This is a genomic window from Nocardia sp. alder85J (genome assembly GCF_020176955.2).
GTDB lineage: Bacteria > Actinomycetota > Actinomycetes > Mycobacteriales > Mycobacteriaceae > Nocardia.
The window spans coordinates 1069860-1083338 of the sequence record NZ_JAIUCZ020000002.1; the positions used below are offsets into that span (position 1 = coordinate 1069860).

Annotated in this window: 14 protein-coding genes; 8 read left to right on the top strand and 6 right to left on the bottom strand. The window is 73.1% G+C overall.

From position 1 onward, the window contains the following. Window positions 1-2: 2 nt before the first annotated feature. Window positions 3-587 carry a DUF3090 domain-containing protein gene (locus tag LBW94_RS10970; RefSeq protein ID WP_225053641.1) on the bottom strand — a complete coding sequence of 195 codons (585 nt, stop codon included), beginning with the start codon at window positions 585-587 and terminating at the stop codon, window positions 3-5. A gap of 48 nt (window positions 588-635) precedes the next feature. Beyond that, window positions 636-1409 carry a histidine phosphatase family protein gene (locus LBW94_RS10975; protein ID WP_225053643.1) on the bottom strand — a complete coding sequence of 258 codons (774 nt, stop codon included), beginning with the start codon at window positions 1407-1409 and terminating at the stop codon, window positions 636-638. A 289-nt stretch (window positions 1410-1698) separates the two neighbouring features. On the opposite strand from LBW94_RS10975, the gene LBW94_RS10980 reads away from it, so the two are divergent. The 5 genes from LBW94_RS10980 to LBW94_RS11000 all read left to right on the top strand — a co-directional run bounded on the left by LBW94_RS10980 (window position 1699) and on the right by LBW94_RS11000 (window position 6856). Then, a complete protein-coding gene (locus LBW94_RS10980) occupies window positions 1699-2685 on the top strand; it encodes an aldo/keto reductase (RefSeq protein ID WP_225053863.1) in 987 nt (328 codons plus the stop codon). Between the two features lie 33 nt (window positions 2686-2718). After that, window positions 2719-3756, top strand: coding sequence for a heme/hemin ABC transporter substrate-binding protein (locus LBW94_RS10985; RefSeq protein ID WP_225053644.1), 1038 nt, complete (start codon window positions 2719-2721; stop codon window positions 3754-3756). Between the two features lie 560 nt (window positions 3757-4316). Continuing rightward, window positions 4317-5333 (top strand): FecCD family ABC transporter permease, encoded by a 1017-nt coding sequence (locus tag LBW94_RS10990; protein ID WP_225053864.1) that lies wholly within the window; start codon window positions 4317-4319, stop codon window positions 5331-5333. Between the two features lie 71 nt (window positions 5334-5404). Then, on the top strand, window positions 5405-6283 hold the full coding sequence (locus LBW94_RS10995; protein ID WP_225053866.1) for a heme ABC transporter ATP-binding protein: 879 nt from the start codon (window positions 5405-5407) through the stop codon (window positions 6281-6283). A 102-nt stretch (window positions 6284-6385) separates the two neighbouring features. Next, window positions 6386-6856: a cupin domain-containing protein gene (locus tag LBW94_RS11000; RefSeq protein ID WP_225053646.1), complete on the top strand. Its 471-nt coding sequence runs from the start codon at window positions 6386-6388 to the stop codon at window positions 6854-6856. A 4-nt stretch (window positions 6857-6860) separates the two neighbouring features. On the opposite strand, the gene LBW94_RS11005 is transcribed toward LBW94_RS11000, so the two are convergent. Beyond that, window positions 6861-9038, bottom strand: a complete 2178-nt coding sequence (locus LBW94_RS11005; protein WP_225053648.1) for an MMPL family transporter — start codon at window positions 9036-9038, stop codon at window positions 6861-6863. 4 nt (window positions 9039-9042) lie between these two features. After that, the gene (locus LBW94_RS11010) at window positions 9043-9594 is read right to left on the bottom strand and encodes a hypothetical protein (protein WP_225053650.1); all 552 of its coding nucleotides are present in this window, start codon (window positions 9592-9594) and stop codon (window positions 9043-9045) included. Between the two features lie 258 nt (window positions 9595-9852). Between LBW94_RS11010 and LBW94_RS11015 the strand changes: the two genes are divergently transcribed. From LBW94_RS11015 to LBW94_RS11025, 3 genes are read left to right on the top strand one after another with little or no spacing between them, the layout of a single operon-like run. Continuing rightward, a complete protein-coding gene (locus LBW94_RS11015) occupies window positions 9853-11106 on the top strand; it encodes a YncE family protein (protein WP_225053652.1) in 1254 nt (417 codons plus the stop codon). Further along, complete coding sequence (locus LBW94_RS11020; RefSeq protein WP_225053653.1) at window positions 11106-11390, top strand: DUF5703 family protein; 285 nt, start codon at window positions 11106-11108, stop codon at window positions 11388-11390. Before LBW94_RS11015 ends, LBW94_RS11020 begins: the two co-directional genes overlap by 1 nt. Window positions 11391-11398: 8 nt before the next feature. After that, window positions 11399-12481 (top strand): quinone-dependent dihydroorotate dehydrogenase, encoded by a 1083-nt coding sequence (locus LBW94_RS11025; protein WP_225053655.1) that lies wholly within the window; start codon window positions 11399-11401, stop codon window positions 12479-12481. Window positions 12482-12633: 152 nt separating this feature from the next. Here the strand turns inward: LBW94_RS11025 and LBW94_RS11030 are convergent, their stop codons facing one another. Further along, on the bottom strand, window positions 12634-12999 hold the full coding sequence (locus LBW94_RS11030; RefSeq protein ID WP_225053657.1) for a hypothetical protein: 366 nt from the start codon (window positions 12997-12999) through the stop codon (window positions 12634-12636). A gap of 139 nt (window positions 13000-13138) precedes the next feature. Beyond that, complete coding sequence (locus tag LBW94_RS11035) at window positions 13139-13432, bottom strand: hypothetical protein (RefSeq protein ID WP_225053658.1); 294 nt, start codon at window positions 13430-13432, stop codon at window positions 13139-13141. Window positions 13433-13479 lie beyond the last annotated feature (47 nt).

The following is a 13479-nucleotide window of genomic DNA, read 5'->3' on the forward strand; positions in this document are numbered from 1 at the left end:
GGTCAGTCCTCGAGATCGGTGGCGCCGAAGATGTCGCCGCGCTTGTACCCGTTGGTGCGCACACACATGTGGCCCTTCGTCGACAGCGGCTCCCCGCACAACGGGCACGGCGGGCGGCCCGCCGCGATCACCCGCGTCGACCGCAACGCGAACTCCCGCGCCTGGATCGGCGTCAGGAACACCCGCACCGCGTCCGGGCCCTCCTCGGTGTCGTCGAGCACCACCGACTCGTCCACCTCGGTCTCGGTGATCGCCAGCAACTCCACCACCACCGCTCCCGCGTCGGCGTCCCAGCCCAGGCCCATCGTGCCGACCCGGAACTCCGCGTCGATCGGCGTCTGCAACGGCGCGGTGTCGCTGACATCGTCGGCCTGCGGCGGCACCTCCGCGCCGAACCGGCGCGCGACCTCGTCCAGCAGCAGGCCCATCCGGTCCGCGAGCACCTTCACCTGTTGCTTCTCCAGCAGCACGCTCACCACCCGCGGCTCCTGCACGGCCTGTAGATAGAACGAACGATCGCCAGGCTCACCGACGGTTCCGGCGACGAAACGATCGGGGGTGCGAAACACATGGATTGCTCGGGCCATCTGCACCTCCTGAAACCGACTGCACTGCATCCATTGGTCGACACGTCCTCACGACGGTGAATCGGGGCGAGGAGAATCGGGGCGATCCGCATCCCCATTATCCGTATCAGGACCGGATCCGGTCGCGTCGTCACCGGGGGTCACTTCGCCACCGGGGATCGGTGCAGCCGCCTGACCCGAATGTTGCTCCGGTTTAGCCATCAAGGCCGACAGATCGGTGCCGGTGTCGTTTACCCGCCACACGGACGGGGCGGTCGGGGCGTAACGGACCACACTCAGCGACGCCGGCTCCACCGCCAGGCGCTGGAAACCGTCCAGGTGGATACCGAACGCGTCCGCCAGGATCGACTTGATCACGTCACCGTGGGTGCACGCCACCCACAGCACATCCCGCCCCGCGGCCGCGGCGAACCGCCGATCGTGGGCCCGCACCGCCGCCACCGCCCGGAACTGCACCTGCGCCAGGCCCTCCCCCTCGGGGAACACCGCCCCCGAGGCGTGCTGCTGCACCACCCGCCACAACGGCTCACCGACCAGCTCCCGGATCGGGCGCCCGGTCCACTGCCCGTAGTCGACCTCCAGCAACGCCTCGTCGGGCTCCGGCTCCAGGCCGAGTTTGCCCGCCAGCGGCGCCACCGTCTGCGCACACCGTTGCAGCGGCGAATGCACCACATGCTCGATCGGCAGCGCCGCCAGCCGATCGGCCACCGCCTGCGCCTGCTCCCGGCCGCGATCGGTCAGGTCGACGCCGGGGCTGCGGCCGGCCAGCGTGCCGGCGACGTTGGACGTCGACACCCCGTGCCGCAGCAGGATCACTGTCATGCCGCCCAGCCTAGGCGATCACGGGAAGTTCACCACCGTCGTCGCCCGACGCCCCGGTGAACGGCAATCCCGTACCAGGCCAACGGCACTGACGCCACGGCGGCGGGAACGGTTGTGCCGCAGCGGGTCACCGCCGCCACGCCGCGAGTGTGCCCGGGATGTGCCGGGACCGCGATATCGCTGAACGCTGAATCGCGGTATCGCCACACGCCCGGCCGCGGTGTCGCCGAGCGGTCTCACGCCGCCCACGCTTTACGCTTCGGTACGTGACGGAAGTGCGAGCGTTGTGATGGAGCAGCGGGCGGTGGGACGCAGCGGGCTGCGCGTGTCCCGGATCGGTCTGGCCACGCACACGTGGGGCAAGGAGACCGCCGCCGACGCCGCCGCAGTCCAGCTGGTGGCCTTCGTCGACGCCGGCGGCACCCTCGTCGACACCTCACCGGCCTACCACGGCGGCGCCGCCCAGCACATCCTCGGCAACCTGATGGGGGAGGTCGTCGCCCGCGACGAACTGGTCCTCAGCGGCAGCGCGGGCCTGGTCCCCGTCCCCACCGCCACCGACCCCGACGGCGTGCCCGTCCACGACGCCGCCTGGACCCCGTGGACCGTCGACGCCTCCCGCCGCACCCTCATGCGGCAACTCGACCACACCCTCACCGCCCTGGGCACCGACTACCTCGACATCTGGAGCGTCGCCGCCTGGGACCCCTACACCCCCCTCGAGGAGATCGCCGCGACCGTCGAATTCGCCGTCCGCTCCGGGCGCGTCCGCTACGCCGGGGTCCGCGGCTTCACCGCCTGGCAACTGGCCACCCTCGCCGCCGTCGCCCCGATCACCGCCGCCCAGACCCCCTACTCGCTGCTGTCACGCGCCGCCGAACGCGACATCGTGCCCGCCGCCAGCCACCACGGCGTCGGCCTGATCGCCGCCAGCCCGCTGGCCGGGGGCATCCTCACCGGCAAATACCGCGACGGTGTCCCCGCCGACTCCCGCGGCGCCGACGAGGCCACCGCCGCCGAGATCACCGACCGCCTCGACGAGAACGCCACCCGCGTCGTCGACGCGCTGGTCACCGCCGCCGACGGCCTGGCCACCTCCCCGCTGGCCGTCGCGCTGGCCTGGATCCGCGACCGGCCCGCGGTGGCCTCCATGATCGTCGGCGCCCGCGACATCGCCCAGCTCACCGGCATCCTCGCCGCGGAAACCCTGGAACTGCCCCGCGCGATCGCCGCCGCCCTCGACGACGTCAGCCGCCTCACCGTCACCCGGGTCTGAACCCGCCGCAGGCCACGACTTAGGCTTCCCTACATGAGGTGTCCGACCCGTCCCCGCCCGCCGCGGTTGCTGCTCGCAGTCCTCGGCGCCGCCCTGCTCGCCGCCGCCACCGCCTGCGGGCCGACCACCGGCGCCACCGGCCCCGCCGCCGCGCACGGACCGGCCACGGCCACCCTCACCGACCTCGACCCCACCCCGATCACCCCCGCCCCGGTCCCCGTCCTGCCGGCCACAGTGCACTCCTTCGACGGCGCCACCGTCACCGTCACCGACTCCTCCCGCATCATCGCCGTCGACCGCTACGGCACCCTCACCCAGACGGTGTACGCACTGGGCCTGGGCTCCCACCTGGTCGGCCGCTCCACCTCCGCGGCGTTCCCCGCGGTGCACGACGTCCCCGACGTCGCCGGCGGCAGCGGCAGCATCAACGTCGAGGCCGTCGCCGCGCAACGCCCGACGGTGTTCCTCACCGACACCACCAGCGCCACCCCCGCCATCCGCGACCAGCTGCGCGCCCTGGGCATCACCGTCGTCTACTTCGACCCGAACCGCGCGATGGACACCGTCGCCCCGCAGATCGAAGCCGTCGCCGCCGCCCTCGGCGTCCCCGCCGCCGGCCACACCCTCGCCGCGCGCACCCACGACGAGATCGCCGCCGCCACCGCCGCGGTCCCGAAACAGAACCCGCCCCCCAAGATCGCCTTCGTCTACCTGCGCAGCACCGCCATCACCATGCTCGCCGGCCCCAATTCCGGCGCCGACGCCCTGATCACCGCCCTCGGCGGCACCGACGCCGGCACCGCCTCGGGCCTGAAGGAACCGTTCACCCCCCTCACCAGCGAAGCGATGATCGCCGCCGCCCCCGACATCCTGCTGGTCATGTCCGACGGCCTGGCGTCCGTCGGCGGCATCGACGGCCTGCTGAAAGTCCCCGGCATCGCCCAGACCCCCGCCGGCCGCGGCAAACGCGTCGTCGACATGTCCGACTCGGTCATCCTCAGCTTCGGCCCCAACACCGGCCGCGTCGTCACCGCCCTCGCCGAAGCCCTCTACGGCACCACCCCCGCATGACCACCCCCGGCCCGGCCCCCACCGGCCCCCACCCGGCCCGCACCGGTAACGGCTCGACCTCCACCGCCCCCGAACGGCCCGGCCCGGCGGCATCGGCCCGCGGCGGCGCACCGGACGCCGGCCCTTCGGCCGGCTCGATATCCCATCCCGGCCGGCCGAACGCCGCCGGGACCGCAAGACCGAGCGGCCCCGGCCACACCGCTGAGAATGTGGCCGTGACCGGAATCACCGGCACATCGGCCGGCGGCTCCGGCATCGGCGACATCGCGGATGCAGCGGATGCTGTCGTGCATCTCGTGCACGGATCCGCCCGCGCCACCGAACCCGCCGCAGTAACCGACACACCACCCGGCGCGGTGGCCGCCGCCGACCCGGATGCCAGGACGCCGACCGGCGGCCGGAGCGTGCCGGCACCGCCGGATGGCATCGCACCCGGGTCGCCGCGAACCGGCCCGGCGGACGACCAGGCACAGCGTGCAGCGAGTGGCGCAGCCGATAGCGACCCGCCGGGCGGTGTCGCTGCGACCCCCGGCAGGAGCAGGCGATGGTCGAAGGTGGCGATCGCGTTCGCGGTGGCCGTCGTCGCGCTGGTGGCACTGGCACTGTTCTCCGCGGCGGTCGGGCAGGTGCCCACCACGCCACTCGAGGTCGCGGGCAGTGTCGCGCACAGAATCGGGCTGGACTGGGGGCCGATGCCGCACCACCCCGCCGGGGAGGTCACGCTGTGGCAGGTGCGGTTCCCGCGCGTGGTGCTGGCCATGCTGGTCGGGGCCGCGCTGGCGACAGCGGGTGCCTTGTTGCAGGGCGTGTTCGCCAACCCGCTCGCCGAGCCCGGCGTGATCGGGGTGTCGTCGGGAGCGGCGGTCGGCGCGAGCGTCGTCATCGTCACCGGCGGCGCGTTCGCCGCCGCCTGGTCGGTCGCCGCGGGTGCGTTCGTCGCCGGGCTGGGCACCACGCTGCTGGTGTATCTGCTGTCGCGCTCCGGGGGCCGCACCGAAACGGTGACACTGGTGCTGACCGGTGTCGCCGTCAACGCGTTCGCCGGGGGGCTGATGGCGTTTCTCATGTTCACCGCCTCCCCGGCCGCCCGCGACCAGATCGTGTTCTGGCAACTGGGCAGCCTCAACGGCGCCACCTGGCAATCGGTGGCCGTCGTCGCACCCCTGACCGCCGCCGGACTGGCCGCCGCGATCCTGCTCGCACCCCGGCTGGACCTGCTGGCCCTCGGCGAATCCGCCGCCGGCCACCTCGGCGTCGACGTGGAACGGCTGCGGCGCAACGTGATCGTCGTGGTCGCGATCCTGGCGACCGCCGGCGTCGCGTTCACCGGCGTGATCCTGTTCGTCGGCCTGATCGTCCCGCACCTGGTCCGGATGCTCCTCGGACCCGCGCATCGGGTCCTGATCCCGCTGTCGGCGCTGGCCGGCGCGATCGTGCTGCTCGCCGCCGACGTCGGCGCCCGCACCCTCGTCGCCAACGCCGACCTCCCCCTGGGCATGCTCACCTCCCTGGTCGGCGGCCCGTTCTTCTTCTGGCTGCTGCGCCGCACCCGCGCCCGCTCCGGAGGCTGGGCATGACCGACCCCACCCCACCGCCGGGCGCGGCCGCCGCACCGACGACGCCGGCCGCCTCCGGCCGTCAGCAGCACATGAGCCGCCACGGCATCGGCACGCGGCCCGGCGGCGGGCGGGTCACGCGGGTGTGGCAGCGCCTCGTGCGCCGGACACACGACATCCCGCCGGCACCGGCACCCGGAGCGGTCACGCTGCGCGCCCGCGGTGTCACGATCAGCCGCGGCGGCCGCCCGGTCCTCGACGGCGTCGACCTCGACGTGGTCGCCGGGCAGATCCTCGCCCTGGTCGGCCCCAACGGCGCCGGGAAATCCACCCTGCTCGCGGCCCTGGCCGGGGAACTGCACCCGGCCTCGGGCACCGTCGAACTCGACGGCCACCGGCTGACCCACTGGACCCACACCGACATGGCCCGCCGGCGCGCGGTCCTGCCGCAGAGCCACAGCGTCGGCTTCCCGTTCACCGCCCGCGAAGTCGTCACCATGGGCCGCGCGCCCTGGGCCCGCACCCCCCGCCAGGACGCCGACGACACCGCGATCACCGCCGCCATGGCCGCCACCGACGTCACCCACCTGGCCGACCGCCCGTTCCCCGCCCTGTCCGGCGGTGAACGCGCCCGCGTCGCACTGGCCCGTGTCCTGGCCCAGGACACCGCCACGATGATGCTCGACGAACCCACCGCCGCACTGGATCTCGGCCACCAGGAGCAGGTCCTGCACCTGGCCCGCCGCCGCGCCCACGCCGGCGCCGCGGTCGTGGTGGTCCTGCACGACCTCGGCGTCGCCGCCGCCTACGCCGACCGCGTCGCCGTCCTCGCCGAGGGCCGCCTCCTCGCCGCCGGGCCACCCCGGGCGGTCCTCACCACCGGCCTGCTCACCGACGTCTACCGCCACCCCGTCGAAGTCCTCGACCACCCCGTCACCGGCACCCAGCTCGTCCTCCCCGTCCGGCACTGAAACCACCACGGCACCAGGGATTCCTGGTTCCCGCCGGTGGGTGCGCCGATGCCGGGTGTGCGCGGAGGCGGGTGTCCGGCCCGGCGCGTAGGGTCTCGAGGCGTGGCAGATTCCGGTGCGGACTGGCGGCGGCACGGGGTGCAGGTGGTGCCCGGTGACCGGCTCGACCCCAATACGGCACAGACACCCGGCATGCACCGGGAGGCTGCGATCAGCGCGGCCATGGTCGGGGCGCGGCAGATCTGGGCGGGCACCGTCGCCATCGATCCCGGTGCCAGAACCGGTGCCCACCACCACGGCAGCCTCGAGAGCGTGATCTTCGTCGTCGCGGGCCGGGCCCGGATGCGGTGGGGCGAACGGCTGGAATACGTCGCCGAGGCCGGGCCCGGCGACTTCATCTACGTGCCGCCGTTCGTACCGCACCAGGAGATCAACGCCGAGGACGACCACACCCTGCGCTGCGTGGTCGTGCGCAGCGATCAGGAACCGATCGTGGTCAACCTCGACATCCCCGAGGTGGAGGCCGACCCGCAACCGGTGCCGTGGATCGACCCGCACCACCCGCGGCCCTGACCGGTCACCGCCACACCAGTTTCAGGATCGCCGGGGTCAGCAACAACCGGATCACCGTGGCGTCCAGCACCAGCGCCGCGATCATGCCGTAGGCGATGTACTTCATCAGCACCAGATCCGAGAACCCGAACGCGCCGGTCACCACGATCAGGATCGCCGCCGCCGAGGTGATCACCCGACCGGTGTGCGCGACCCCGAACCGGATCGCCGCCGCCGGCTCGGCGCCGGCCGCCCGCGCCTCGGCCATCCGCGATTGCAGGAACACCTCGTAATCGGTCGACAACCCGAACAACACCGTCACGATCAGCACCAGCACCGCGAACATCAGCGGCCCCGGCGTGAAGTTCAGCAGGCCCGCCCCGTGCCCCTCCACGAAGATCCAGGTCAGGACGCCCAGCGTCGCCGCCAGCGACAACGCGCTCAGCAGCACCGCCTTGATCGCCAGCACCAGCGACCGGAACGCCGCGTACATCAGCGCGATCGCCGCGGCCACCAGGATCGCGCCCAGCTCCGGCAGGCCCGCGATCAGCCGATGGATACTGTCGCGTTCCAGCGCCGGCACCCCGGCCACCATGATCGACACCCCCGGCGGGGACGGGATCGCGCGCAGCGTCGCGATCGCGGTGTCGGCGGCCCGGTCGTCGACCAGCCCCGCCGACAGCACGTTCACCCCGTCCTTGGTGGCCGCCGCCGCTTCGAACCGGCCGGTGAGACCGGGGGTGAAATCGGCCTGGAACCGGATATCGGACAGTTGCTGCGAATTCGCGCCCACCACCACCAGTTTCAGCGGTTCGGTGCGGAAACCGGGGAACAGCGCGTCGAACTGCTCCTGCGCCACCCGGGCCGGATTGCCGGCGGCCAGATACCGTTCGGACAGGCCACCGAATTCGATGTGCCGGAACGGGATCAGCAACAGCAGCAGCCCCAGCACCACCGGCGCGATCACCAGCGCCGGCCGCCGCATCGCGAACTCCGCCAGCCCCGCGAAGAACCGCTGCTCCCGGCTGTCCGCATCCGATCGCACCGCAGCCGATCGCACCGCAGCCGGTGGCACCGAATGGGAGTGCGCGGCCACCGGTTCCCGGCGGCGCGCCCGCAGCGTCCGCCAGTTCAGCAGGTCGATCCGGTGCCCGGCGATGCTCAGCATCGCCGGCAACGCCGTCACCGACAGCACCGCCGCCAGCAGCACCGAACTGATCCCGCCGCACGGCACCGACCGCAGCACCCCGTTCGGGTAGATGAACAACGCCCCCAGGCTCACCGCGATGATCGCCGCCGAGAACAGCACCGTCCGCCCCGCCGTGGCCACCGTCGCCGCGGTCGCCTCCTCCACGCTGCGCCCCGCGGCCAGCTCCTCCCGGAACCGGGTCACCGCGAACAGTCCGTAGTCGATCGCCAGCCCCAGGCTCACCAGCGTCACCACCGCCGACGCGAACACGTTGACATCGATGACCGTGGTCAGCGCCCGCATGATGCCCTGACTGCCCAGAATCGTCATCCCGCCCACGACCACCGGCAACGCCGCGGCCACCAGCCCGCCGAACACGAAATACAACAGAATCGCCACCAGCGGCAACGCGATCACCTCGGCGCGATGGATATCCCGCTGCATCCCGGTGTTGATGCCCTCCACCACCGGTTGCAGGCCCGCCAGCTGCACCGTCACCCCACCGGGACCGCAACCGGGCGCCGGGGTCGGCGCGCACCCGCTGCGCAACGCGGTCTCGATGGCCAGATAGTTGTTCACCGACGCGGTGTCCGCGCCGCGCAACCCGATACTCGCGAACGCGTGGGTACGGGTGGCGTCGGCGAACCGGCCCATCATCGAACCGTCGAAATACGAGTCGATCTTCTGGATCCGATCCGGGTAGCGGGCCCGTAACCCGGCCAGCGACGCGGTCACCGCGTCCCGCACCGGCGGATCGTCGACGGTGCCGCCGGCCGCGGCGGTGTAGACCACGATCACGTCCGCGTCGGTGTCGCGCCCGAAGGTGTCGTCGGCCAGCTTCGACGCCGCCACCGACTGACTGTCGTCGTCGAACCAGCCGCCCTGGGTCAGCCGCGACCCCAGATCACGGCCGTACAGACCCGATACCGCCACCGCGAGCAGGAACACCCCACACACCAGGTACCGATGGCGGTGGACGAACCGGCCCCACCGCGACAACTGCCGATCGATCATGCCGCTAGCCGCAGGCCGGGGTCTTGTAGTCGGCGGTGCGCAGAATCCCGCACAGATCCGTGCGCGACAACCTCCACCGCCCGCCCGCGGCGACGAAATGCACGATCGTGGTGCGGATATTGCTGCCGGTGCCGTCCTTGTCCAGCCGCAGCGTCGCCGTCAGCGTGCCGTCGTGATTGTCGAACACCGGATCGGTGACCCCGTAGATCGCGTGCGGATTGTCCCGCATCGCCTGGTACATGTCCGGGATCGCCCCGGTGAACGCGTCACCGTCCTCGATCAGCGCGGTCCGGTCGCTGTCGGGCAGCGACGGATCCAGCGCTTGTTTGATCTGCGCGTCCAGCTGCGCGGCGGTCGGAATCGGCGGCTGCGCCACCCCGGCGGCGCCGGACACCGGGGCCGCCTGCGCCGAGGACGACAGCGCCGCGTACGCCGAGGACCGGGCCGCGGCCACCGCCGCCTCGTCCGGGCCGGTCGAACACCCGGTCACCGCCACCAGGCCCGCCGCGCACAGCCCCCACATCGGCACATTCCGCACCGATCGTCGCACCACCATCTGCCGTCCCTGTGCCCGTTTCGAGAAGTTACCGGTAAGTCTCCTACAGTCTGGCACGAACGCCGGTATCCACCTGCCGATTTCCCGCCACTGGTTCACCGCGCCTGCACCCCGCCCCGGCCACCGGCCGCGACACGCCAGGCGGGCGCTGCGACCCCGGCGCGTCGGCCCGCACCGGCACCGTGGTCAGATGATAGGGAAGGCGATCGCCGGGGCGGCCCGGTGAGCAGGCGTGACGGTGGCGAAGGAGTTCGGTGCATGCGTGGTGTCAACGGCCTCGCTCCGCTCGGCGCAGCAGACCGCCCGACCCCGGCACGTCCCGGCCCCGGCAGCGCCACCCCGGCGGATCGGCCCGGTGCCGCCCTCGGCCCCCGCCACAGCGCAGCGGCCACCTCGCCGCGGCCCCGATCCGGTGGCACCGCGACCCGGTCCCGCTGGACCGGCGGCGTGCTCGCCGCCGTCGCCGCCGTGGGTGTGCTGACCGGATGCTCCTCGCAGCAGTCCGGCGGCAAGACCCCCGCCGCCGCCCCCGCCTCGGCCGCGGTGTCCCCGCCGGTCACCACCGCCCCCGCCGGTAGCGTCACCACCGCCCCCGCGATCGCCGCGCTGGTGGCCGCGCCCGGCGGCGGGCGACTGGCCGAACTGGCCGCCGACGGCGTCACCGTCACCCTCACCGACCTCACCGGACCCGGCACCGCGGGCAATCCCGCACCCGCCGCACCGAGTGCATCCCCCGCCGCGAACGGCCCGGCGGCCGGATCCGGCCCGTCCCCGCGCGCGGTCACCCTGCCCGCCCGCGCCGCGACCCTGGCCCCCGGCGGTCCCGGCGAGGTGCTCGCCGCCGCCGGAGCGCAGATCGTGCACATCGACACCGCCACCGGCGCGACCCGCACCACCCCCGTCGGCGCCGACACCCGCGCGGTGGCCCGCCGCGACGACGGCACCCTCGCCGTCGCGCTGGCCGACCACCGGGTGCTGATCGTCGGCGACGACGGGCACGTCGTGCACACCGTCACCGGCCTCACCGGCGCCGACACCGTCGCCGCCGCCGGGGACACCGTCGCGGTGCTCGACCTCGCGCAGACCAGCCTCACCGAACTCGACCTCGCCCACGGCAAGCCCGCCCTGGCCCTGCGCGCCGGTACCGGCGCCACCGGCCTGATCGCCGACCACTACCAGCGGCTGCTGGTCACCGACACCGCTGGGGGCACGTTGCTGGTGTACACTGCCGATCCACTCGTGCTGCGGCAGCGTTTCCCGGTAGGCTCTTCGCCCTACGCACTCGCCTACGATCAGCGGTCCGAGACCGTCTGGGTCACCATGACCGGCAGTAACGAAGTCGTCGGATTCGATCTGTCGACGGGTATACCGGAGGAAGTGGGACGCTTCGCGACGGTGCGTCAACCGGACTCGGTGACGATCGACGATCGCACCGGGGACATGTTCGTAGGGTCCGCGACCGGCGACGGTCTGCAGCGGATCGGCGCGGACGAGAGGAAGAGAGGGCAGTGATGGCTCCGTCCCCGGCAACCGGTTCGCACCAGCCGCACCGTTCGCAGCGCCGAAACACGGTTCCAGCAGGCTGGGAAACCACCAGTGACGAGGGAGAATACGAGTACGTGCCGTTACGACTGCCACCGGATGTCAACCGGGTGACCGCGTCGATGCGCCTGGCGATCCAGGCCGAGTACGGCGGATGGGAGCTGTCGCGGGTGCGCGCGTACACCGACGGCAGCCGGCGGGTGCTGCTGCGCCGCCGCAAGACCAGCCACCCGGTCCCGGAACCGGGAATGTGAGGCGGAGCATGTACTCCCTACTGCTGCGCCTGATGTTCCTGCTGCCCCCGGAACGCATCCACCACCTCGCGTTCGTCGCGATGCGGTGGGCCACCCGCTTCGGCGCCGGCCGGCGGCTGACCGCGGCCCTGTTCGCCGTCGACGACCCGATCCTGGCCGTCGACGCGTTCGGGGTGCGGTTCCCCGCCCCGCTGGGCATGGCCGCCGGATTCGACAAGAACGCCGAGGGCGTCGACACCTGGGGCCCGCTGGGCTTCGGTTTCGCCGAGATCGGCACCGTCACCGCCGCGGCCCAGCCCGGCAACCCCGCGCCGCGGCTGTTCCGGCTGCCCGCCGACCGCGCGCTGATCAACCGGATGGGCTTCAACAACCACGGCGCCGACGCGGCCGCGGACCGGATGCGCCGGCGGCTGCCCGGCGGGCCGCCGCTGGGCGCCAACATCGGCAAGAACAAGGTCACCGCACCGGAACACGCGGCCGCCGACTACGCCCACTGCGCCCGCCTGCTGGGCCCGCAGGCCGATTTCGTCGTCGTCAACGTGTCCTCCCCGAACACCCCCGGCCTGCGGGATCTGCAAGCGGTCCAGTCGCTGCGCCCGATCCTGGCCGCGGTCCTCGCCGAAACCGACAAGCCGGTGCTGGTGAAGATCGCCCCCGACCTGTCCGACGAGGATGTCGACGCCGTCGCCGACCTCGCCGTCGAACTCGGCCTGGCCGGCATCGTCGCCACCAACACCACCATCCGCCGCGACGGCCTGGCCACCCCCGCCGCCGAGGTCGACGCGATGGGCTCCGGCGGCCTGTCCGGCCCGCCGGTCGCGGACCGGTCGCTGGAGGTGCTGCGGCGGCTGTACGCCCGCGCCGGGGACCGGCTGGTGCTGATCTCCGTCGGCGGCATCGAGACCGCCGACCAGGCCTTCGAACGTATCCTCGCCGGCGCCACCCTGCTCCAGGGCTTCACCGGCTTCATCTACGGCGGACCCGGCTGGGCCCGGCACATCCATCGCGGGCTGGCACAGCGGTTGCGTGACGGTGGCTACCACAGCCTCGCCGACGCCGTCGGCGCCGCCCACGGCGCCAGCCGCGCCTGAGATCACCGAGCCACGCACCGCGCCGCACCTACGCGCCGCGGTCCGGCCCGGCCCTGCGCGGGCAGACACCAGGGGCCCCGCCCGGTCGGCGGCGAGGCGTCACCGCAGCCCCGCCGCAGCCGCCGCGCGGTGGGGGCCGTGCGGCGTGACGCTCAGCCGAGCAGATGCAGCGACCGCGGTGCCGAACGCCCCGCGCCGGGCGCCGGTTCCCCCCGCTCCGGTGGCGCCGGTCGCGGCGGCCGATGCGTGCGGGCGGCCATCCGCCGCGACAACAGGATCACCGCGTGCTCGTAGCGGACCCCGAGGTCTGCGGCGTGCGCGGCGATGCGGTCCGCGGCGGTGGCGTCGTGGACCATGTCCGGATCGCTGAGCAGTTCGTCCAGCCGCATCCCGGCCAGGGCCTGGTCGTGGGTCAGCTGCTGCGGCAGCCAGCTCAGCCGCCAGACCCCCGCGGCGCGGTAGGCGTACTCCGGAGAACGGTCGCTGGTCATCGTCGCGTCTGTCGTGTGGATGGTCACGACTGCCTCCTCTCGCGGGCGCACCCGGTGCAGCGCGGCGCTGCATTCGCCGGACGGGCACCCGCTACATCGCTGTGGGTTGCCGAAAAGTCGCAAACCGGGTGGCCGGTCACGGCGGACCGGTTCGCGGGCCCGGCGATCACGACGACCGCCGCACCTGCGCGCGCTGCAACAGCGCCGAGAACGCCTGCGGCACGGTGGTGTTCACCTGCCGCGCCAGCCGCCCCAGCTCGTCCCACACCGCCGGATCGGTCAATGTCCGTGGCGTGGCCAGGATTTCGGCGAGCAGGACCCCCGCACGGGCCTGCTCCACGGTCAGATTCGTCTCGGGCAGCCAACTGAGCCGCCAGGTCGAGCCGCCACGGGTGGCCCGCGTGGCCCATTCGCCACTGCGGGCGCCGATGATCGTGCGGCTGGTCTCGTAGAGGGTCACGGCTGCCTCCAACTGGGGCGGGTCGCGGCGCGACATGGTCGTGCGGG

Coding starts and splice junctions, on each gene's coding strand:
- LBW94_RS10970 (WP_225053641.1), bottom strand. CDS start 587: ATGGCCCGAGCAATCCATGTGTTTCGCACCCCCGATCGTTTCGTCGCC.
- LBW94_RS10975 (WP_225053643.1), bottom strand. CDS start 1,409: ATGACAGTGATCCTGCTGCGGCACGGGGTGTCGACGTCCAACGTCGCC.
- LBW94_RS10980 (WP_225053863.1), top strand. CDS start 1,699: ATGGAGCAGCGGGCGGTGGGACGCAGCGGGCTGCGCGTGTCCCGGATC.
- LBW94_RS10985 (WP_225053644.1), top strand. CDS start 2,719: ATGAGGTGTCCGACCCGTCCCCGCCCGCCGCGGTTGCTGCTCGCAGTC.
- LBW94_RS10995 (WP_225053866.1), top strand. CDS start 5,405: ATGAGCCGCCACGGCATCGGCACGCGGCCCGGCGGCGGGCGGGTCACG.
- LBW94_RS11005 (WP_225053648.1), bottom strand. CDS start 9,038: ATGATCGATCGGCAGTTGTCGCGGTGGGGCCGGTTCGTCCACCGCCAT.
- LBW94_RS11010 (WP_225053650.1), bottom strand. CDS start 9,594: ATGGTGGTGCGACGATCGGTGCGGAATGTGCCGATGTGGGGGCTGTGC.
- LBW94_RS11015 (WP_225053652.1), top strand. CDS start 9,853: ATGCGTGGTGTCAACGGCCTCGCTCCGCTCGGCGCAGCAGACCGCCCG.
- LBW94_RS11020 (WP_225053653.1), top strand. CDS start 11,106: ATGGCTCCGTCCCCGGCAACCGGTTCGCACCAGCCGCACCGTTCGCAG.
- LBW94_RS11025 (WP_225053655.1), top strand. CDS start 11,399: ATGTACTCCCTACTGCTGCGCCTGATGTTCCTGCTGCCCCCGGAACGC.